Origin of the sequence: Methylocystis sp. L43, from assembly GCF_015709525.1 — a bacterium.
GTDB lineage: Bacteria > Pseudomonadota > Alphaproteobacteria > Rhizobiales > Beijerinckiaceae > Methylocystis.
This window is the reverse complement of sequence record NZ_JADNRA010000031.1, coordinates 114,244-133,158: the sequence shown is the minus strand read 5'-3', so window position 1 is coordinate 133,158 and position 18,915 is coordinate 114,244. Positions and strand designations below refer to the sequence as shown.

At 62.4% G+C, this 18,915-nt stretch carries 13 protein-coding genes; 2 read left to right on the top strand and 11 right to left on the bottom strand.

Annotated features, from left to right (window positions below; all coding sequences use genetic code 11):
- Nucleotides 1-20: 20 nt before the first annotated feature.
- From IYX23_RS12115 to IYX23_RS12075, 9 genes are all read right to left on the bottom strand, one after another.
- Entirely contained in the window at nucleotides 21-689 is a 669-nt protein-coding gene (locus IYX23_RS12115; protein ID WP_196392994.1) for an ATP-binding cassette domain-containing protein, read from the bottom strand.
- Nucleotides 686-1,765 (bottom strand): ABC transporter permease DevC, encoded by a 1,080-nt coding sequence (gene devC / locus IYX23_RS12110; RefSeq protein WP_348643656.1) that lies wholly within the window; start codon nucleotides 1,763-1,765, stop codon nucleotides 686-688. The genes IYX23_RS12115 and devC overlap by 4 nt, the downstream gene beginning before the upstream one ends.
- A gap of 89 nt (nucleotides 1,766-1,854) precedes the next feature.
- Nucleotides 1,855-2,874 carry an HlyD family efflux transporter periplasmic adaptor subunit gene (locus tag IYX23_RS12105; protein ID WP_196392992.1) on the bottom strand — a complete coding sequence of 340 codons (1,020 nt, stop codon included), beginning with the start codon at nucleotides 2,872-2,874 and terminating at the stop codon, nucleotides 1,855-1,857.
- A gap of 51 nt (nucleotides 2,875-2,925) precedes the next feature.
- A complete protein-coding gene (locus IYX23_RS12100; protein WP_196392991.1) occupies nucleotides 2,926-4,293 on the bottom strand; it encodes a glycosyltransferase in 1,368 nt (455 codons plus the stop codon).
- A complete protein-coding gene (locus IYX23_RS12095) occupies nucleotides 4,284-5,204 on the bottom strand; it encodes an SDR family NAD(P)-dependent oxidoreductase (protein WP_196392990.1) in 921 nt (306 codons plus the stop codon). The genes IYX23_RS12100 and IYX23_RS12095 overlap by 10 nt, the downstream gene beginning before the upstream one ends.
- Nucleotides 5,205-5,247: 43 nt before the next feature.
- The gene (locus IYX23_RS12090) at nucleotides 5,248-6,162 is read right to left on the bottom strand and encodes a ChbG/HpnK family deacetylase (RefSeq protein WP_196392989.1); all 915 of its coding nucleotides are present in this window, start codon (nucleotides 6,160-6,162) and stop codon (nucleotides 5,248-5,250) included.
- 217 nt (nucleotides 6,163-6,379) lie between these two features.
- Nucleotides 6,380-7,411: a 3-oxoacyl-[acyl-carrier-protein] synthase III C-terminal domain-containing protein gene (locus tag IYX23_RS12085; RefSeq protein WP_196392988.1), complete on the bottom strand. Its 1,032-nt coding sequence runs from the start codon at nucleotides 7,409-7,411 to the stop codon at nucleotides 6,380-6,382.
- Nucleotides 7,412-7,466: 55 nt separating this feature from the next.
- Complete coding sequence (locus IYX23_RS12080) at nucleotides 7,467-13,826, bottom strand: type I polyketide synthase (RefSeq protein ID WP_196392987.1); 6,360 nt, start codon at nucleotides 13,824-13,826, stop codon at nucleotides 7,467-7,469.
- A 761-nt stretch (nucleotides 13,827-14,587) separates the two neighbouring features.
- The gene (locus tag IYX23_RS12075; RefSeq protein WP_196392986.1) at nucleotides 14,588-15,373 is read right to left on the bottom strand and encodes a response regulator transcription factor; all 786 of its coding nucleotides are present in this window, start codon (nucleotides 15,371-15,373) and stop codon (nucleotides 14,588-14,590) included.
- 790 nt (nucleotides 15,374-16,163) lie between these two features.
- Here IYX23_RS12075 and IYX23_RS12070 point away from each other — a divergent pair.
- Complete coding sequence (locus IYX23_RS12070) at nucleotides 16,164-16,556, top strand: hypothetical protein (RefSeq protein WP_196392985.1); 393 nt, start codon at nucleotides 16,164-16,166, stop codon at nucleotides 16,554-16,556.
- A gap of 10 nt (nucleotides 16,557-16,566) precedes the next feature.
- On the opposite strand, the gene IYX23_RS12065 is transcribed toward IYX23_RS12070, so the two are convergent.
- On the bottom strand, nucleotides 16,567-17,373 hold the full coding sequence (locus IYX23_RS12065; RefSeq protein WP_246716723.1) for a DUF3108 domain-containing protein: 807 nt from the start codon (nucleotides 17,371-17,373) through the stop codon (nucleotides 16,567-16,569).
- A gap of 115 nt (nucleotides 17,374-17,488) precedes the next feature.
- The gene (locus IYX23_RS12060; protein ID WP_196392983.1) at nucleotides 17,489-17,905 is read right to left on the bottom strand and encodes a hypothetical protein; all 417 of its coding nucleotides are present in this window, start codon (nucleotides 17,903-17,905) and stop codon (nucleotides 17,489-17,491) included.
- Between the two features lie 95 nt (nucleotides 17,906-18,000).
- Between IYX23_RS12060 and sseA the strand changes: the two genes are divergently transcribed.
- Complete coding sequence (gene sseA / locus IYX23_RS12055) at nucleotides 18,001-18,876, top strand: 3-mercaptopyruvate sulfurtransferase (protein WP_196392982.1); 876 nt, start codon at nucleotides 18,001-18,003, stop codon at nucleotides 18,874-18,876.
- Nucleotides 18,877-18,915 lie beyond the last annotated feature (39 nt).

The window sequence follows — 18,915 nt, the reverse complement described above, 5'->3', positions numbered from 1 at the left end:
GCTTTGGTGCGACGTAATCGTTATTTGATGATCCCATCCTCGAGGGTGATGATGCGATCGGCGATATCCAATATTCGATAGTCGTGGGTGACGATCAAAATCGTCGTTCCATTCTGCTTGGCGAGGCTTCTCAATATCTCGACCGCCTCATGGCCGCTATTCTTATCGAGAGATGCGGTTGGCTCATCTGCGAGCACGATCTTCGGCCTGGAAACCAAGGCGCGGGCGATCGAAACGCGCTGGCGCTGTCCGCCAGAAAGCTGCTGGGGCCGATACTCCAGACGCTCCTCTAGTCCGACCTGAGTCAGAATTTGACGCGCGAGCCCGACGCGTTCCTTTTCAGAAAAGCAATCATGCAGCTCAAGCGCCATGCAGACGTTCTCTGTGGCGGTCAGCGAGAGGAAGAGATTGTGCTGCTGAAAAATATATCCTGTCTGCCGCCGCACAGCGATCCGCGTGCTGGTTTCGCTTCGCACCAGTTGCTCGCCGAGCACGACGACGCTTCCGGAGGTCGCAAGCCTCAGTCCTCCCAAGATGGTCAACAGCGTCGTCTTTCCGGAGCCAGAGGGCCCGGTGAGAATAACGATTTCGCCGGTTTCGATGGAAAGATGAATGTTTGTCAGGACCTGACGACGCAACTCGCCTTGTCCAAAAGCAAAATTCAAACCTTTCACGTCGATCATGCTCATGAAAACATGTCGGCCGGATCCGTCGATTTCAATTTGCGTATCGCCAGCAAGCCAGCCAGCGCGCACATTGTCAGAATGAAAAAGAAGACGCTGGCGATACGCCCGATGGTCATAGGGAACGGGATGAAAATAGAGCGCTCCGCCACTTGATAGAGCAGCGTGGACAGCGCCATGCCCGGCAGAAATCCGAACACCGCCAGATATATGGAAGAAGCAAAGACAATGTTTCGTAGATAAGATTGGCTGTATCCCATCGCCACCAGCGTGGCGTATTGGGGAATGTTGTTTCCAATATCCGTGAACAAGATCTGATAGACGATCACCATGCCAACGATCAGGCCCATGAGCGTGCCGAACCCGAAAATGAAGCCAAGCGGCGCGGAATTCTCCCAGTAGGCTTGTTCGAAGCGGACGAGCTCTTCATAGGTCAATACCTGCACCTCCTGCCCGACCAGTCGCAAGAGCGCGGCTTGCGCCGCGGCGATGTCGGCGCCGGGCGCCAGCAGGACGAAGCCGATATCAATCTGATCAAGGGATCGCGTTGGAAAAACGCGATGAAAGTTAAGATCGCTCATCACGACATTGCCGTCGGCGGCGAAAGTGGTGCCCATATGAAAGGTGCCGACGAGCTTTACCTTGCGACCGTTTATTTCGGTGATGTCGCGCCCGGAGGCGATCAACTCCTTTATCGGACCAAACTCCGGGCGCGAGGTCACGTCGAATAGCGCCGTATCCTGCCGCTGCAGCTCGGATCTGAACGTCGCAAATTCGTCGATATGAATAAGTTCGGCCGTGGGATCGTACCCATAAATCATCAGCGTCCGCTGGATATGGGTGTCCATATTCTTGAATTGTCCGAGCGACATGTAGAGGGGCACGACTCGCCGCACCGCCGGAAGGCCCAAGGCGCGCATCAGGGTGCTTCGTTCGAAGGAGACGGGGCGCCAGAGGGCTTCCGTCTGCTTGTGCAGCAGAAACAGCTGGCCCTGCATCTTCAGCGGCGCCGAAGACGCGCTGGTGTAAAGCGAATCTCGAAAGCCCAGTTGCATGAACACGAGCACGCAGGCGAACAGCACGCCCAAAGTGGCGGCAAGAAGTTTGGGCTTGTCGTATATGAGCTGGCGCCACGCTAATCGAGCGGCGAAGAGCGCCGGGGGTAAACCGCTCACTTTTCTATTTGCACCTGAACCTGACGGAAGAGCTGGTGCCGAAGCTGTTCGATCCCCGGGCGCTCTAATGTCAATCGCACCTCGACGATCTTATTGTCCCGATCTGCGAGCGGATCAGTGTCGTTGACCCGATTTTTGCGCACGAGAAAAGCGATCTCGCGTACCTTTGCCTGGTACGGCGCGCTGACCTCTGGAAGCTTCACAATCGCCTTCTGACCGACTCTGACCCGTGGAATGTCGGTCTCGTAAACTTCGGCGACGACGTCCAGCTCGTTGAGATTCGCAATGTCGGCCACGCCGTTGGGACCGATGCGCTCGCCGGGGCGCGCATTGATCTTGATGACGACGCCGTCGATCGGCGCGGTCGACACCGCCTGCGACAGCTGCGCCTCCTTGAGCTCCAGATTGGCCTCGCCCTGCTGAATGCTCGCGGTCGCGACGTCGACATCCGCCTTGGCCTTTTTCAGGCGCAGCTCGACGCCATCAACCACGGAAAGCGTGGCGGAGCCGGACTTGTACAGGCTCTTCTTGCGCTCGGCGTCCCGCTGAGCGCTCTCGAACTCGGCCTCAGCTGCCAGGAGACGCGCCTTAGCGGCGCTGATCTCCGCCGCGGCGAGCGCCACTTCCGCTCGGCGACGACGCCAGTCGGAGAGCACCGCGATCCGGGTCCCCGCCTTGATGGATTGGCCTTCCCGCACCAGTATTTCGCCGACGACGCCGCCGGTCGCGGCCGCCTCGTTCGAAACTCGGATGAGTCGCGAACGCGGTTCGATCCAGCCCAGCGCGCCAACCCCGAGGGCCGCGGGAGCCCACGTCGCCTCCTTTATCGGTTTGGCGGGCGCGTCGTCGGCGCCCACGAAATATCTTGCCCAGACGAAAAGCGGCACGCCGATGGTCAACGCTGCGATGAGAAGGATTTGGAGGATCAATCGCAGGGAAATGCGATTCCGCAGCAAACGTTCCGCCCGATGCAGAGCCGCGCCATCCGACATGCCGAAACGAAATTCGTGGTTCATTTCACCCGCCGCCATGCCGTTATCGGGATTTAGACATTGCCGCCGCAGTCCTCAGACGCGCTCTATTCCAGGCTCACCTTCGACAACGCAACCGCTTATTCCTCGTCCTGAACGCCTGAGCCTTTGCGATATTAACGCCGCGGCGGACTCCGCGCCATCGTTTAATGCGATTTCATCAGCGACCGCCCTCGCACGGTCAGCATAACTAGCCGATGACAAGAGCCATTCAATATTCCGCGCCAATTGATCAGCGGAGACGTCTTTAGCCTTCAGCGTGCGCGCAACGCCAAGTCGCCTCAGGCGCTCAGCGATATCGAATTGGTCGTTACAAAAGGGGGTGACAAGTTGTGGCTTGCCGGCGCGAAGAGCCTGCCCCACAGATCCCATTCCGCCGTGATGAACCACAGCGCAACATCTGGGAAACAGCAGCGAATGCGGGACGTAGCCGTGCACGGAAATCTCGGAAGACATCTCTTGGCGCAATTTGTTCACATCGGCGCTATCCGCCAAAAGAATAGCACGCCTTTTGAGGGATCGAGCTGCGATGGCGCAGGCTCGAAAATAGTCTATCCGATCAATCGCGACGAGGCTCCCGAGCGTGAAGACGATAGGTTCGGACCCTGAGTCCAAAAATTCTATCAAATCAGACGGAAGCCCCCCTGGGTCGGACGCGCCCACTGGCGTGTTGCACCCATCGTGGAAACTATGTCCAACAACAATTTCCGACCTTGTCCGCTTGGAAGCCGGGGGCATCAGGAGCGAACTGAATAACCCGATCGTCGCTGCTGCGCCCGGAGCGCCCACCAAAAGCTCAAAACCGCGCGCGCCAGGCAAACCCAGTTCATCTCTGAATCGCGCAAGCGGCGAAGCCAGGAGAGTCAACGCTGCTACGAGCGTTTTTAGCAGGAGCCAGTTATATCCAGCGGCGAGCGGCGACCGAGATGTCATGAACGGCGCCGGCGTCCCTAACGGAGGATTGTCCGCAGAAAATAGCAGCATGGGCGAAAGAAACACGTTGAAGAGAGGAAGGTTGCGCTGTTCCGCAGCGGCCTTAGCGCCGAACGCCAAGCAATGCGTCACGACTCCATCAACATCCTTCGTCAGTTCCATGACGTCACGGTAGGCGTCGCGAAGATGTGGAAACATCACCTGATCAAATAGAAATCTTTTACTCCGCGACATTTTGGTCGCGATCTCGCCCTTCTGCATATTGAGCCGCGATGAGATTTCTCCCAGATCCGGTCGCATAGGGCGGAAGTCGAGCCCTTCGCTCTGCACCAGATCCCGATATTCTTCTGACGTGGCGATGACCGGGACGCACCCGTGCCGCTGCAGCGCGCGCCCTAGTCCAATAAACGGATTCACATCGCCAAGCGTGCCAAAGGTCGCGATAAGGATCTTCGGGCGGTCTAGGGCCATTGGATCACTTCTTTTTTGGCGGCGCGGCTCGAGACCAGCGGCCGCCGAATTTTATCGAAACCGAAATGGCGGGCCATCAGCCAGTCCATGAGGCGCGGCGGTATGAGCAGCTGTGCGTAGTAGTGTAAGGCGCTGCTGCCGAGCACGAGGATGCGCATCGGCGGCCGCGACCCGACGAGCGCGCGATGGACCGCTTCGGCCACGAGCTCTGGCCCGACTGCGGTGCGCCCCTGGTCCACCGCCCATTTCTGCACGCGGCGCGCGGCTGGGCCGTAGATTGTCCGGTCGAACGCGTCGAAGGCGGCCGAGTCGGCCTTGTCCCAGATCGGCGTGGCGATCATGCCGGGCTCGATCACCACGACTGCGATCCCATAGACCGCCAATTCGCGGCGGAGCGCGTCGGACATGGCTTCGAGCGCGAATTTCGAGGCGCTGTAGGGTCCCATCAACGGCCCGACCATCCGGCCCGCCACGGAGCTCATGTTGACGATGCGGCCCGGCGGCTCTCCCTGAGAAGCGCGGGCGCCGAGCAGCGGCGCGAAGGCCTGCGTCACCCGAATCTGGCCGATGACATTGACCTCGAGTTGGCGGCGCAGCTCTTCGACCGGCACATGCAGAAGCGGTCCCGCCACGGCCATTCCGGCGTTGTTGACGAGCCCCGCCAGCGTCCCGCCCTGAAGCCGGTCCTCGACCGCAGCGGCCGCCCGCGCGACCGCATCGCCGTCGGTCACATCGAAGAAGAGAGGCGCGTAATTTTCGCCGAATTGCGCCTTCAGACGCTCGGCGTCGGCGGCCGTGCGCACCGAGCCGAAAACCAGGAAATCCTTTTCGACGAGCAGCCTGACGCAGGCTTCGCCGATGCCCGTCGATGCGCCTGTAATGACGACGGCCCGCTTCGCGCCCTCGCTCATGCGGAAATCGCCTGCGCTTTGAGCAGCCGCGGCAGGGCGTCGCTCATTGAGGCGTCCCCTCGCTCATCATCCGTTCGCCGCTTCGCGATGGGAGCGGATGGGGCTCGCTGAGGCGCGCGAGCCTTAATCCTCGCTCTTCCAGCATGTCCGGTAGACGCGGCGAGAGCAGGAAGGCCAACTCCTGCTCGCGGGTGACGGTCACCCAGTCTTGGGCTCTGAGTTCGTCGTCGACATGGCCGGGATGGCACATGACGAGATGGCGGCGCCCCGGCGCGCGAAGATAGGTCTCGAAGGCGCGTGCGTAGTCCTTCCCCGGATCGAAAACCGAGTGGCCGGAGAAACCCTCATTGGTCACGAAGCCCTGACGCAGCGCGGCGCGGCGAAAACCGGAAGACAGGCCCTGCACAGCGAGCGCCAGGGCGAGCGTTTTGGGCGAATGGGCGCCGCGTAGGACGATGCGATGCAGCTCGTCGCCGGCGTCGCGCAGCCAAACCCGACCGGCGAGCCCTCGAGCCGCCAAGGCCTCGATCAATGCGTCGCGGACGCCCGGCAGCCCATGCACATGTTGATGGCCGTCGACGTAATCCGGCTCGCGGCCCATCACCGTCTCGAAGCGGTTCAGCTGGCGATCGATCTCAGCGCGTATCTCAGCCAAGGGAAGCTTGCGGCGCAGGGCGAGGCGGACGACGGTCGAGACCGGCGGAAAGCTCCCCTCCGAAGCGAAGGTCGGCATCGGTCCCAGCGGGCGGCCCAGCGTGAGATTGAAATGCAGGCCGACGTCTGCGTCCCGGCAGCGCCGGCGCAATTCGACCCCCATGGCGGGCCAGCGTGGGCCATTCACCAGCGCCGAAACCGCCGTCAGCCGGCCGGCGTCCAGCGCCTCGAGAATGCCGATGCTCACCCCGTAGGACAGGCCGTAATCGTCGGCACAGATCGCGACGATGCGGTCGTCGCTCATTTCTCGCGCCCTTCGATCGCGCGCGGCCGTTTGGAAAACAGTCGCGCGAACGAAGGACCGGGATCCCTACGAATGAGAGAGGCGCGAATCCACTCCGCAACGATCCGGGATCGGCGCTGGCTGTCTGAGAAACGGGTCGCGACGAAGCATCCGACGCCATAGGCGCCGGAGTTGATGACGATGGCGGGCAATCTCGTGATCATCATCGTGAGCTGCTTCAGTAGGTGAAGGAATATGCCGAAAACGACATGCCGGCGCTGGCGACGACCGCGGCGAGTAGGTCGCCACGCGCCACGCGTTGTTCTTCGATCGCGAAGGCCATGGCCGCGGGCACCGAGCAGGAAACGAGATTGCCGCAACGCGGGTAAACGTTCGACACCAGATGCCGCAGGCTGAACATATCGGCGAGGTCGTCGCCCGCCTTTTGCGACGCCGCGTGAGGGAAAATCGCGCGGAGCTTGTCGAGCGGCGGATTGAGGTCCTGAAACACCTGAATCAGCTCGGGACCGGCCGCCTCGAACAATTCGTAACCGTAAGACGTGAACCGGTTGCCGTTCTTGCCGATGCGCTCAGTCTGATTGCAATAGCCTTGAAAGCCGTTGACGGGGATCGTGCAGAGATCGGCGAGATCTGGCCGGGAGCGGAACTTGAATTTCCACTCGTTCGTCGGATCGGCTGAAAGGATGGTCGCCGTAGCCGCCTCGCCGATCGTGTATGTCGGGAACGTCCAGGTCAACTCTCCCTCGTGCCGCAGGGCGAAATTGCCAAGCCGATTGCCGGTGACGCTGAACTCGGCGTTGACGATCATCGCACGCTTGCTGCTTCCCGACTGCAGGAAGTGATAGATGATCTGCGCGCCCCGCGACCAGCTGTTGCAGGCGTCCAGCACATCGAAGCAATGCGCATTCTTGAAGCCCAGCGCATGCGCCACGAGATAAGCGCCGGCCGGCTCGATGAATCCACGTCCGACGCCAACATAGACGAGCGTGTCGATGTCGTCTTTGGTACATTTCGCTTCTTCCAGCGCCGCGTCGATGGCGCCGGTCAAGACGCTCAACGGCGTTTCGTTTTCCTCAAGCGTGTAACGCGTCTGCGCGCCGCTGTAGGTCAGCCAGCTCTCGATTCTCTTTATCGCCGCGTCGAGATCGCCGTCATACGTCGCTTCGCTGCTTTCACGGACAATCTGAAGGATGTCTTCATTCGACAGCTTGCGCGACGGCAAGGCGGCCTTCACGGCTTCAATGCGCATTTGTTATGTTCCTCGAACTCAGCAGGTGCAGATCTGATAGACTGGTCAGTTGCTGTCAGCCTAAACGCTTCAGCAAATCTCGACCGAGCGACGCGACGGTTCGTCCCTTCATGAGCTCCATGAGAGAAACTTCGACGCCCAGCGTCGCTTTGACCGCGACCTGCAATTCAACGGCCATCAACGAGTCGATGCCCATATCGGACAATTGAGCGTCTATATCGATGCGATCGCAGGGGATGCGAAGAGTCTCTCCGACGACGCGACGAACGACGCCGACAATGTGCTCGCCGCGCTGTTCCGGCTCAATCTGCGCCAGTTCAGCGCGGACCCGGTCGATGACGCTGTCGGACTCGTCGCGGGCCTCGCTGACAAGAGGCGCGAAGCGGGGAGCCGAACTCGCCGGATGGGTGGACGCCCACTTGGACCAGTCGACGTCGACATAGGCGAATTGCGCCGTCCCCTGAAGCAGAGATCCTTCCAGATCCTCGAGCGCCTCCGTGGAAGAAATTGGCTGGATGCCTGCCCGCGCGAGGTGCTGCGCAACCGTCTTGTCGCGCGTCAGCATTCCGACGTCGCCGATCGCGCCCCAATTGACGCTTTGACCGGGAAGGCCGAGCGTCTGCCGGTAGTGCGCGAGCATGTCGAGGAAGACGTTGGCCGCGACATAGTTTCCTTGCCCAGGATTGCCGATGAGCGCCGAAATCGACGAAAAACACAGGAAGAAGTCCAACGGCGCGTTGCGAGTCACATGGTGCAGATTCCAGGCGCCGACCGCCTTGGGGCGATAGACCGCGTCGAACCGTTCGTCGGTGAGTCCAGAAAGCACGGTGTCGTCCAACACGGCCGCCGAATGCACCACGCCGCGTAGCGGCGGAAGCTCGAGGTCGATCCGCGCCATCATCTCCGCCACGTCGGCTTCGACGCTGACGTCGGCGGCGATGCTCACCACGTTGACGCCTTGCGCTTCGAGCGCCGTCACCGCGCGTCGCGCCTCGCTGGAGGCGGCGCCGCTGCGGCTGACGAGGACCAGATTCTCCGCCCCTTGCTGCGCCAGCCAACGCGCAGCGTTCAGGCCGAAGCCGCTGAAGCCGCCGGTCACCATGTAGGTGGCTTTCGGCTGAATCAGCTTTTTCTCGACTTCCTCCGGCACGACTTCGACGCGCGCCGGGTCGCTGAACGACAGGACGATTTTACCCGTCTGCTTTGATTGCGCCATGAACCGGAACGCGTCCGCGGCCTCGTGCAGCGGGAAGACGGTCACAGGCGTGGGGCGGAGATCGCCTTGCTCGAACCGGTCCCAGATCTGGGCGAGAAGTTCCCGAATCGCACTCGGCTGCTCGGCCATGAGTCGGTCGAGATCAATCGCTGCAAACAGGAGATTCTTGTTGAAGGGCAGCAGCGGCAGGCGCGCGTTCTCGACGATGTCGCGCTTGCCGATCTCCACGAAGCGTCCGAAGGGGGCCGTCACCTCCAAGCTTTTGATCAACGTGTCTCCCGCGATGGAGTTGAGGACGACGTCGACGCCCCGGCCGCCAGTCGATTTCAGGACGCCGTCGGCGAATTCAAGGCTGCGCGAGTCGAAGACCTGCTCCACGCCCAGCGTGCGCAGATAATCGCGTTTCGCCTCGCTCCCCGACGTGACGAATATGCGTGCGCCGATTGATTTCGCGACCTGGATCGCCGCGAGCCCCACGCCGCCGGCGGCGGCGTGAATGAGCACGGTTTCGCCAGCCTTCAGCCGTGCGATGTCATGCAGGGCGTAATAGGCGGTCAAGAAGATGACGGGAACGCTGGCGGCCTCTTCAAACGTCAAGGACGAAGGCTTGCGCATGGCGAGCAGGCAATCGACGGGCACGCGCACATGGGAGCTGAAGGAGCCTTTGAACGAGCCCATCAACTCGTCGCCGACCTTATAGGCCGTCACCCCTTCGCCGACGGCGGTGACGACGCCCGCCGCCTCCATGCCGAGTTCCGCGCCGTGATAGGAGCCCTCCAAAGCCTTGGCGGGCAACATGCCCAGGACCTTCAGCACGTCCTTGAAGTTGAGCGCTGCGGCCTTGATTTCGATTTCGATTTCGCCTGCGGCGGGAGCCGGCCGAGGAGCCTCCTCGAAGCGCAGGCTCTCGAGGCGGTTCTCGGCTCCCCGCGACAGGCGGAAGGCCTGTACGGAGGTGGCGGAGACGGTGCGTGTCTCGGGCTCCTCCTCCTCCTGGCGGAGAGCGGCCGCCGGAACAAGCCGCTGCACGCGCCGCACATCGCCCCGCAACGCGACCTCAGTCTCGGGATCGTCGCTGAGGATTTGCCGAGCGAGGAGACTGCGGCTCGCCTCAAGGGGATCGACGTCGACGGCGGTGCATCTGAATTGGGGATTTTCGCCGGCGATCGTGCGCGCCAGACCGATCAGCGCGGCGTGCGCCAGATTCACCGTCTGCGAACCCGGCAAGGGCTGCGCGAGCGACGTCACGACGAACAGTCTGGGGGAAGCATCCTCGCCCGCGTCCCGACCTTCTAGCGCTTGCGCAAGGCGGAGGAGGCGCTTGGCTTCGCCAAGATCGCTCACCGCATCGTGCGCGCCTGGCGTCGATTCGCCCAGGAAGACGATGGCGCTAAGCTGCGGGCTTTCGTCGACAAGCTTGAGCGCGGCGACGACGTCCGTCAGCGACTGCGAATCCACCGTCCGAACTTTGGCTCCGGTCTCTTCAAGCGCGGCCGCGAGTTCTTTGCAAGAGTTCGGATTTGCGGCGAAGAGCAGACAGTCTCCGGCCTGTTGATCGGTTTCGCTGAGCGGCTTGACCTCCCAAGCGAGCCCGTAGGATCGGCTTTCAAGCCGCTCTTCTGGCGTGAGCTTTTTCGTGTGGAGCGCCTTGCATCGGACGCCGAGGACTTCCGCCGCGACGCTGCCATCCGCGCGATAGAGAATGAGGTCGCCTTCGAACCCTTCCGAGGAATGATCGTTCACGCGCCCGTGCGCCCAGAGCGGGGCGCCGCTTCCAGCGTGAAAAACCACTCGACCAACGCCAACCGGCAGATAGGTCGATTCCTGGAGCTTATCGCCGATCGCGCCCACAAGCGTTTGGATGGCGCCGTCAAGGAGCGCCGGATGAAGCCGATAGGCCTCAAGCTCCTCCGAGGGCCCCTGAATCACCTCAAGCTCCGCCAGTATCTCGTCGCCGTTCCGCATCAGACTGCGAATCGTGCGGAAGTGCGGACCATACGCCAGCCCATGCGCGGCCAACCGATCATAAAGCTCGGCGACGTCGACCGACTCCCCTATTCTCTCCTTCACCTGCGCCAAAGACTCGGCGCCGCTGCGAGGCGACGGCAAGGCGAGCACCCGGCCCACCGCATGCAGCGTCCATGACTGGGTTTCGTCATCCGTCTGACCGTAGATCTGGAACTCCCTCAAGCTCCGATCGTAGGTCGCCCGAACAATCGGATCTTTGAGAGTCGGGAAGACGAGCGGCCTGAGGAACGAAAGGTCTTCGAGCGTGTAACTGGCCTGTCCGCCGTCAAGCAGCGACGCCATCGCCAGACCCTGCTCGATATAGCCGGCGGCCGGAAAGATGATTGATCCCTCGATGACGTGATCGGCCAGATAGGAGATCGATGGCCTGCCGAGATCATGCTCCCATGTCGGCATGGGCGACGACACGCGGCTTCCCAGCAGCGGGTGCTCCGTGTGGCCAAGTCGATCGATCGCGGCGGCGCTCGTCTCGTTCCAATAATATTCCCGCTGCCAGGGATACAGAGGCAGCTTCACGAAGCGCGCGCCGGCGGGAGAAAGCGCGCGCCAGTTCACGTCATAGCCGTTCACATAGAGCGCGCCGAGAGCGGCGAGCACCGTCGCGCGCTCAGGATGCTCACGGCGTAAGGTGGCGATCGAAACGCCGCCCGCTTCGCTGGCGCGCAGAACTTCCTTGATCGACGTCGCGAGCACGGGATGCGGGCCGACCTCGAGAAAGCCGCTCAGTCCGTCGGTCACCATGGCGACCATCGCATCGGCGAACAGCACAGGCTCCCGCATGTTGCCGCACCAATATTCCGCGTCCAAGTCGGACCCTTCGACGCGACGACCGGTGACGGTGGAATAGAGCGTCGTGTGCGGCGTTTGCGGGCGAAGCCCGCGCAGCGACTCCCGCAGCTCCGGCTTCAGCGCCTCCATCTGGGGGCTGTGATAGGCGACTTCGACATCGAGGAATCGATTGAATATTTCGTCCTTTGCGAGCTGCTCGGCGATTGACGCCAGCGCTTCGCCATCGCCAGCCAGCGTGACCGTTGACACGCTGTTGATCGCGGCGACCGAAACTGTATCCGGATAGGACTCCAGAATGCGCTCGGCCTGCTCTCTGTTGAGACCGGTCGCCAGCATGCGCCCCTTGCCGGCGGCCAGCTGCTGAAGTCGGCTGCGATGATAAGAGACAGCGACGGCGTCCTCGAGGCTGAGCGCCCCCGAGACATAGGCGGCGCTCACCTCGCCGACGCTGTGTCCGACCACCGCCGCCGGATAGACGCCCCAGGAACGGAGAAGTTCGGCCAAGGCGACCTGCACGACGAAATTTGCGGGTTGCGCGATACGCGTCTCTTTGACCCGTGAGCGGCTTTTTTCCTCGCGCATCTCCTCGAGAATCGAGAAGCCGGCGAGCGGGCGGAAGATCGCGTCGATCTCCTCCGCCGCCTTGCGGAAGACCGGTTCATTCTCGAGCAATTGCCGGCCCATGCCCCACCATTGTGGCCCCATGCCGGTAAACACGAAAACCGGTCGCGATTCGGCTCGCCGAGCCGCCTTGCCCTGAATGACGTGGTCGCTATAGCCATGTGCGGCGAACTGCTCGAGCTCCGTCGCCATTTCGGCGGCCGAAGCGGCGACGACGCTCAGTCGGCATTCATGGGCGGAGCGTCGGATTCGCGCCGAATGGCAAATGTCCTCAAGCGCCGCACGTCTGCCGCGCGAGAGCATCTGCGCATAAGAGCGGGCGAGAATGGTGAGCACTTTGGGATCGCGGCCGGAAAGGGTGAGGATCTGCTCTCCCGCCGACCCATCCTTCTTCTCTTCCAACCGCGGCTTCTCTGCGCGCTGAAGGACCACATGCGCGTTGGTGCCGCCAAAGCCGAAAGAATTGACTCCGCAAAATACGTCCTCATCGCCCTGCGAAAACGGCTCGAGGCTGGTCGGCAAGCGAACGCCGAGTTCCTGGAAGGGAATCTTCGGGTTGGGATTCTGCAGATTGGCTTGCGGCGGCACGGCCCCTCGATCAAGACAGAGCGCCGCCTTGATGAGTCCGGCGACGCCCGCCGCCGCTTCGAGATGACCGATCGTCGATTTCGCCGAACCGATCAGACAGGCCTCGTCAGCGTCGCGGCCGGCGCCGATCGTGCGTCCAAGCACGCCGGCTTCGATCGGATCGCCCACCGGCGTCCCCGTGCCATGCGCCTCGACGTAGCGCACACTGCTGAATGGCACGCCGCTTTGAGCGTAGACACGCCGAATCAGCGCCTCCTGCGCCTCGCCGCTCGGCATTGTGATGCCGTCGGTGCGCCCGTCCTGATTGACGCCCGTGCCGCGTATCGTCGCGTAGACGTGATCTCCATCGCGCATGGCGGCGGCATAGGGCTTGAGCAGGATCACGCCGGCGCCCTCGCCGCGCGCATAGCCATTGGCGCGTTCGTCGAAACTCTTGCAATAGCCGTCCGGCGCCAGGAAGTGGCCCTTGCCCATGATCATCGGATACTCGGGACGCAGCATGACGTTAACGCCGCCCGCCAGCGCCATGGAAACATGACCACGCCAAATATCCTGGCAGGCGAGATGCACGGCCACGAGCGACGAAGAGCAGGCGGTGTCCACCGAAAGGCTCGGGCCGCGCAAGTCGAAGAAGTAGGACAGGCGATTCGACAGCAGCGTCATCAGCGCGCCGGTGCCCGAATGGATGCTGATATTCTCCCGATTAAACGGGCTCAGCTGATCGAGCATGCTGTCGAGCGTGAAGCCGCCAATGTAGACGCCTGTTTCGGAGCCCGCGAGCGTTTCCGGAACGACGCCAGCGTCCTCCATGGATTCCCACGCCACCTCCATGAGCAGTCGCTGCTGCGGGTCTATATGGACCGCCTCACGCGGCGATATGTTGAAGAACGCAGCATCAAAGCGATGGACCGCCTCGTCGAGAAAGCCGCCTTTGCGAGTGTAGATCTTGTTCGGTTTATCGGGATTCTCGTTATAGAACCGATCCAGGCTCCAGCGGTCTTCAGGCACCTCGCGGATCGCCGGGCGGCCGGAGACGAGGAGGTCCCAGTATGCGTCTGGACTGTTCGCGCCTCCGGGGAACCGGCATCCCACGCCGATGATTGCGATCGGCTCCAACTCTCCGATCTCGCCGCGAAGTCCCGATTGCTGAAGGTTCAGATTGCGTTCGTCCATGGGATATCTCTGGCTGTGCGCAGGTGGTTGGGATCATGCGTCGCCAAAGCGCGCATGCGAGGCTCTTTTATTGAAGTCCTAAGCAATCGGGTCAGGCCTTAAAAGCGGCGCCGACCTGATTGTTTGGGGATAGGATGTATATTTCGCGCTGTTGCCTCCAAATGCATGTCCGAAATGGATAATTAGGCATCCGAGATTCTCCGATTAAAAACAATTAGAGGGTATTCGACCGGCAACATCCACAGGTTAAAGTGCACTGCAGCATGTCCGCTAATTGATGGTAAGTCGCAAGTCAATAGGATGGGCTAAATGCTCGCCAATTTCTTTTGAGCGACTGTCACAAGAGTGACAAAAACGGTTCAGTCGCAAATTGGACGCATTTAAATCTAGCGCGGGAGCGTATTCACTGTGCACTCGTGACCGGAAACCCGGCAGGCGCGCTTAAGCGCTGGGCGGATGAACTCCCCCGAGCCCTCGGCGCTTCCTCATCGAAATCGCACCTACGCACGATCAGCTGAGACAGCGCGCCACTCGTGATCGGCGCAGGGGTGATGGCAAAATCGCCGCCTCGACCACCCATCCATTCGCGACAGCGCATCGTCTGCGGGAGATCGGGCAGATCGGCGTCGACCGCCTCGCTCGCACGGGACAGGCTCTGCTGGGGATGTTGCGCCGTCGGGAGGCGGCCTCGACTGCGCCCTGATCAGCGCGACGATGGAACGGCTGGATCAAGTTTTTGCCGCAAAGCCGCGCTGCCGCGCTCAGTCCGAGCGATGCCGGCGTCCGCGCGACGAGCCCGCTGGCTCCATGCTGCGCCCGCCGGCGCCGCCTGGATATGCGCCGTGCTTCATCTCCAAAAACAGCGCGATCGCCTGCGCCCGATTGCGCACGTCGAGCTTTTCGAAAAGATTGCGCAGATGAAATTTGATCGTGTTGATCGAGACGCCGAAATCCTTGGCGAGCTGGCTGTTGGTGTGCCCGGAGCCGAGCGCCGAGAGCAGGCTGCGCTCCCGCAGAGTTAGATTCTCCAGCGGGTCGCTGCGCATCTTGCGGATGTCGACGAAGGGAAACACCATGTCGCCCGCCGCCACCGCCGCAAGCACGTCGAGGAGCCGCTCCGGCGGTGCCCGCTTCGAAACGAAGCCCGCGCCGCCGAGCTGCAGAGTCTCGGCCGGCGCGGCGGGATCATTGGTGCCGCTGTAGACGACGATTTTGGGCGCCGCGACTTGACGCGACAGGGCGCGCAAGACGTCGCGGGCGTGCAGCGTCGGCAATTGCCAGCCGATCACGGCGATGGTGAATTTCTGCTGGCGCGCCGCTTCGAGAAACTCTTCACCGTCCGTCAGCTTCGCCACAAGCGTGAATCGCCGGTCGTCGGACAACAGCTTGTCCAGCCCTGCGAGGATCAGCGGGCTCTTATCGGCGATGGCGACGTCGATGCGATCCGCCTCTATTGTCGTGCGGGCGCCGTCGGCGCCATTCGGCCGAGCGGCGCGCGCGCCGTCCCTCTGGTCATTCGCGGCCCTAATCGAAGAGGTAGGAGCCATTCAGCCTCCGCAGCCGCGCAAAGCGCAGCATATTGGTCAAGATCGCCCGCAGTTGCCCTCAGACCCCCATCTCCTGGGGGCCCGGCGGGTCGGCGCACCCTGCCCGTTAGAGGTGGGGCGTACGTCACAATAACGCAGGCTCCCACGGATGCAAGCCTCTTTGCGCGGCCGGCCCGCAAGCGAACGGACAAACAAAAACGGCGCGCTGGCCAAGGCCAGCGCGCCGCGCTTTGAAAGCTTCGTGAAGCTTGTTTTAGTCGTTGAACACCCAGCGGGCGGCGAAATACGCGGCCGCGCCGATGACGATGATCGCGATCATGCCGACCGGGGTCGCTGCATAGCTCGTCAGTTCAAGAATAGCGCCCATAGTTTCCTCCTTCTGTCACACACACTGCCGTTTCGCCACAAGCCGAGATTCAGGCTGCAATCCGCGATTGCGGCGTTGCTTTCTTCGTCGAATTGGTCAAGTGGAAAGCTTGGCTGACGCCGGCCCACCTCGGTCTTGGTTCAACATCGACCTCACCTAGGCGGGAACGCGTCTGCATCGCTATTCGGCCCTAGCCGCGCCCGGAGAGCCATAATGCTCGCAGCTCTCGGCCGCGGTTCCGAAATGCGGTGGTTTCGGAGTATTGCAGACGCAAAGCGCTGTCAAGCGATCGGCAGGGCCGCCGCTGCGCTGCATCGCCGCATCAAAGCTCATATAAGGGCTCAGTTTGCGCTTGCCGCCGCCGCGCGCCGACGACTATCTAAGGGAGCGCGGCAACAGTCCATCTCGCGAGCGTGAAGTCCGATGTTCAAGTTTTTCATCATCGCCGTCGCTGTCGCGGCCGCTGGATTTTCAACCTACTACGCGTTCCGACGCACGCCCGTCTGCACCGCCGACGGCAAGTATATGGCGACGCAAAGCGACTGCGAGGCATGGGGCTTCGCCCCTGACGTCTGCAAGCAGGCGATCGAGAAAGCGCGCGCAGTAGTGGCGCGGGCGGCGCCAAAAAGCGAAACGATGTTTCAGTGCGAGGTGCGCTTCTCCGATTGCTTCGAAGCGCAGGACGGAAGCTTTTCGCCGCGCCCGTCATTTTGTCTGCGCCCGAATAAGGACGCCGACCCTCTGGAAGTCAGATATCTCGAATATGAATCCGATCGCATGAACCGGAAAAAGACGAAGGAAGTTCGCGTCGAGTGAAATCAGCCGGTCAGCGCCTGAAATCGGCGCGCCGCTGTTCGATCTGGAACTCCGACGCGTCGATGACGAGCTTGCCGGCGGCGGTGCCGATCGCAATGTGAATCGGCACCACCACACGCGCGTCGGGAAGCGGCGCGAGCCAGACGCTGATGTCGTTGTTATTCGCCATATAGCGCGTCGCGGAACTGTCGGGGCGATGCCCGGCGATCGGCGTATAGCGCGCCGAACATACCGTGACGGGACCGGAGTAACCCCGCGTTTGCGCGGTGTGGGCGCCGGCATAGGCGAGCTCTACGTCGAAACGCGTGACGCCGTCGAAAACAGAAATGGTTCGGTTGCACGCCGAGGGACCCGTGAGTTCCTCTCCAGGCGGCACGCGCATGATCAGCGCGCTGACGGGATCGACGATGTGGCGCTTGGCGCTTTCCGTCACCGGGACGCGAGCTTCGGCGTCCCAGGGCGCGGGCCTCACGTCCACGGTGCGCACCGCATTGCCGACGAGCGACATCCGCACCGTGCGCGTCTCGTCGCTGTTCGAGGTCGTGTTGGCGTAATTCGCCGGCGACGGCCCGCCGGCGGTCAGGCCGCCGCTCGCGCTGGCGGCGCCCTTGGCGTTGTTGATGAGATTGGCGAGTCCTGTCGTTCGCATCGAGATCTCGACGCGGTAATTCTGCGCGTCGACGATGCCTGAAGCGGATGCGCTGCCAATGGAGAGCCCCATGAGGCTCAGAGCGTAATGCGCCTTGAGCATCTCCGCGGCGGCGGGCGTACAGAGCGCTACCGAGATCGCTACGAGGGCGCCGCCGCCGCGCGTCATAAGGCAAGAAATCCGGCCGGCCGCTGTCATGGCCTGGGCGCGTCGCTTATCGCTGGGCGTTCTTCGACCGCGCTGGAACGCTCGTTCGAATTCATGGCGCCCGCGGCTGTGAGGCTCAGGCCCATTCTTGCCACCGTCCGTCTTCGAAAATGCGCCATGCCCGCAACCCCGCCTTGGCGACGACGAGCCGACCCGCCTTGGCCTCGGCGACGAGATGCTTGAATACGAGAGGATTGCGCCAGGAAAACGGCTTTTCCGGGTCGCAGACGGCGTGGTATTCGTCGCTGTCGGGATCGTCCATCAGCAGCGTGCCGACCTTGTCGGGCCGCAGTTGGGACGAAAAGCTGCGCTCATCTTTCCATCGGCAGTAGTAGTCGCGGCACACGTCCGGACGCGTGTCATAAACGCCGCAGCCGCCCGTCAGCGCGCAGTGCTCGCAGAGCTTGCCTGCGGGCTTCTTGAACTCTTCGATTTCAAGAACCTTGCAGCAGAAGTAGCAGGAGCCGCAGGCCTTGCCTGGAATGTCGAGCATGTCGGTCAAGCGCCTGATGGCGTGAGAATCGAATCGGCGTATTGTGAACGCCGGACCGCCGGATGCAAGCAGTGTCAGGATCAGCGAGCCGAGCTATGACGCGTATGATCGACCCCGCCTCTCTTTTCGTGTCCGCCGGGTGGCTCGCCGAACGTCTCGACGCGCCGGATCTCGTTGTCTTCGACGCGTCGTGGCACATGCCGGCGACCGGCCGCGACGCGCACGCCGAGTTCCTTGCGGGGCATATTCCCGGCGCGCAGTTCTTTGATATAGACGCCGTCGCCGATCCGTCCACCGACCTGCCGCACATGTTGCCGAAGCCCGAAGTCTTCGCGGCGGAGATGCGCCGGCGCGGATTCGGCGACGGCATGCAGGCGGTCGTCTACGACAGCGTTGGCATTTTTTCCGGGCCGCGTCTCTGGTGGATGCTAACCGTTTTCGGCGTCGAAAAGGCGTCGATCCTTGCCGGCGGCCTTCCGGCGTGGAAGGCCGAAGGCCGTCCGCTCGAGCAGGGCGAAGCGCGCCAAAAGAAGGCAGCGGCGGAGTTTACGCCGCGTTTCGACGCGAGCCTGGTGGCGGACGCTGACACCGTGCGGCGCGCGCTTGATCTCGGCGGGCCGCAAGTGGTCGACGCGCGCGGCGCAGAGCGATTCCACGGATGGGCGCCTGAGCCGCGCCCGGGCCTGCGCGCCGGCCATATGCCTGGTGCGCTGAATCTCCCGTTTGGCAATGTCCTCGAAGGCGGAAAAATGAAGGAAAAGCCCGTGCTCGAAGCAGTCTTTGCCGCCGCTGGCGTCAATCCCGACGCGCCGGTCATCGCCACCTGCGGCTCCGGGCTCACGGCCTGCATCGTCAGCCTCGCGCTCGCCGCGGCGGGCCGGCCCCCGACCGCCGTGTATGACGGCTCCTGGTCGGAGTGGGGCGCTCGGGAAGACCTGCCCGCGATCACCGACCCTCGCCGTGACGCCTAGTAACTAGGCCTATCGCCTAAAAATAATGCAAACGGTATA

Excerpts from the sequence above, each read along its gene's own strand:
- sseA (WP_196392982.1), top strand. The coding sequence starts at position 18,001 with ATGACGCGTATGATCGACCCCGCCTCTCTTTTCGTGTCCGCCGGGTGG.
- IYX23_RS12065 (WP_246716723.1), bottom strand. The coding sequence starts at position 17,373 with ATGACGCGCGGCGGCGGCGCCCTCGTAGCGATCTCGGTAGCGCTCTGT.
- IYX23_RS12100 (WP_196392991.1), bottom strand. The coding sequence starts at position 4,293 with ATGGCCCTAGACCGCCCGAAGATCCTTATCGCGACCTTTGGCACGCTT.
- IYX23_RS12105 (WP_196392992.1), bottom strand. The coding sequence starts at position 2,874 with ATGAACCACGAATTTCGTTTCGGCATGTCGGATGGCGCGGCTCTGCAT.
- IYX23_RS12060 (WP_196392983.1), bottom strand. The coding sequence starts at position 17,905 with ATGCTCGACATTCCAGGCAAGGCCTGCGGCTCCTGCTACTTCTGCTGC.
- IYX23_RS12090 (WP_196392989.1), bottom strand. The coding sequence starts at position 6,162 with ATGAGCGACGACCGCATCGTCGCGATCTGTGCCGACGATTACGGCCTG.
- IYX23_RS12095 (WP_196392990.1), bottom strand. The coding sequence starts at position 5,204 with ATGAGCGAGGGCGCGAAGCGGGCCGTCGTCATTACAGGCGCATCGACG.
- IYX23_RS12070 (WP_196392985.1), top strand. The coding sequence starts at position 16,164 with ATGTTCAAGTTTTTCATCATCGCCGTCGCTGTCGCGGCCGCTGGATTT.
- IYX23_RS12080 (WP_196392987.1), bottom strand. The coding sequence starts at position 13,826 with ATGGACGAACGCAATCTGAACCTTCAGCAATCGGGACTTCGCGGCGAG.
- IYX23_RS12085 (WP_196392988.1), bottom strand. The coding sequence starts at position 7,411 with ATGCGCATTGAAGCCGTGAAGGCCGCCTTGCCGTCGCGCAAGCTGTCG.
- IYX23_RS12115 (WP_196392994.1), bottom strand. The coding sequence starts at position 689 with ATGAGCATGATCGACGTGAAAGGTTTGAATTTTGCTTTTGGACAAGGC.
- IYX23_RS12075 (WP_196392986.1), bottom strand. The coding sequence starts at position 15,373 with ATGGCTCCTACCTCTTCGATTAGGGCCGCGAATGACCAGAGGGACGGC.